Origin of the sequence: Anaerostipes sp. Marseille-Q3525 (assembly GCF_018223505.1) — a bacterium.
GTDB classification, from domain to species: Bacteria; Bacillota; Clostridia; order Lachnospirales; family Lachnospiraceae; genus Anaerostipes; species Anaerostipes amylophilus.
In genome coordinates this window covers 1-1,817 of sequence record NZ_JAGTTT010000069.1, presented here as the reverse complement: position 1 = coordinate 1,817, position 1,817 = coordinate 1, and the positions used below count along the sequence as shown (strand labels likewise).

General features: G+C 42.7%; 1 protein-coding gene. It reads right to left on the bottom strand.

Features of this window, described 5'->3' with window-relative positions; genetic code table 11:
• A partial coding sequence (locus KE503_RS14270; RefSeq protein WP_212385707.1) for an RHS repeat protein occupies positions 1 to 1,817 on the bottom strand: 1,817 nt, incomplete at both ends.

The following is a 1,817-nucleotide window of genomic DNA, read 5'->3' as shown; positions in this document are numbered from 1 at the left end:
CATCATAAGTATAGGTTGTGACATTTCCGTTTCCATCGGTCACAGCACTCTCATTTCCATTAACATCATATGCAGTCTCATTGATGATCGTATCTTTTCCTGTGGTGATACTGTCTCCATCAACCACCGGCTGGCTGATCGTATGGGTTGTTTTTCCTTTCTTATTGTATAACGTCAGGGAGATCTTTCCTTCTCCATCTGTGCTGCTTCCAAGTGTGACCGCTGCGATCTCTTTTCCATCGTCAGTAAAGACATGATCCGTATAGATACCACTGTTTAAGGTACGGACTGCATTGCCTGCATGGTCTGTCCATGTCTTGTCTGTCACGGTTCCATTGACTTTGGCTGTCTGTACCTGAAGATCCTTATAGGTCTTTGTTCCTGTCAGGGTATGGATCACGGCAGTTTCATATCCATAAGAAGTTTCTGTTGTTTTTGTCGTATTGTCTGCTTCTTCCTTTGTGGTAGTTACACGGTTTCTGCTGTCATAACGATACTTGGTTGTAACCCCTGCACTGCTTGTCTCTGATGTGACTGCGCCGTTTGCATCATAGCTCTTTGTCTCTGTCTGACTTGTCTTATTTCCTTCCTGATCTGTCAGGGATCTTTCTGTTTTTATGACACGTCCCATAAAGTCATAAGTGGTTGTTGTCACTTCTCCTGTATTCTGGTCCGTACTTGAAACTTCTCTTCCCATTGCATCATAGGAAGTTGTATCTTCCTGTGTCACTTCTCCCTGTGTACTTGTTAATGTCTCACTGACTTTATGGTCTGCTTCTTCTTTCTGTGTTGTCTGTTCGGACGTCAGAACTCCGGCATCCCCCTCTGACTTAACATTCTCATAGGACTGTTCTTCTTTGACCTCTCCATCCTCATCATATGCATACTCTGTTCTGGTATCTCCGATATCTTCATATTCAAGAATCATATTTCCATGATCATCGTAATCATATGTTGTGTCTGAGGTAGTTTCTCCCTCACTGTTTTTGATTACTTCTGTCTGTGCAAGACTGGATTCTTTCCCTGTTCCATAGGTTGTGCTTGTTACCTGCCCTGTCTCATCCACTTCTTCCACTACGTTTTCGTTGCTGTCATATGCAGTTGTTGTCGTTACTTTCACATCATTTTTAAAGTTTACCTGATTGTTTTCTAATGTCTGATAGCATACGGTTGTCTCAGTTCCTGTCTGTAACAGCGGATTCTCTGTGTTCTCATACTGGTATGTCGTCTTAACTCCATCCCCATTTGTGGAAGATAAAAGCTTTCCGCTGTTCTTCTCATAGGTCATGGAATCTTCGGATATCTTTGTTCCGTCATTCTTATGAAGGGATACTGTGGTTGTTCCATCCCCATATGTGATCTGCTGGTATTCTCCGTCCGGCTTGGTAAAACGGACTGCCTTTTCCCTTTCATATGTAACACCATAATCATTTCCCTCTGCATCCGTTATGGCTGTCATGTGGTGTTCTTTATCATAAGCATATGGTTCCTGTACAGACTGATTTCCGTCCGCTGACACATGGGCTGCATTGGTAAGATCTCCTGCTGTATCGTAGGTATACTGCATCTTTGTTCCATCTGCAAGTTCGATCTCTTTTAACAGGTTCTGGTCATTATACTGCATCTTAAGGAACTGGTTCTTGTCTGTTGTTACTGTCTTTAACAACCCTGTTTCATCCATTTCATATAACAGGAAGTTTCCGTTTGCATCTTCCTGTGAAACCATCGTTCCATTCGCATCAAACCGTGTGATGTTCTGGTCCTTATCCATGAGTGTCCACTGATAGGAAATGGTCTTCTTTACTGTTTCCTGTTCT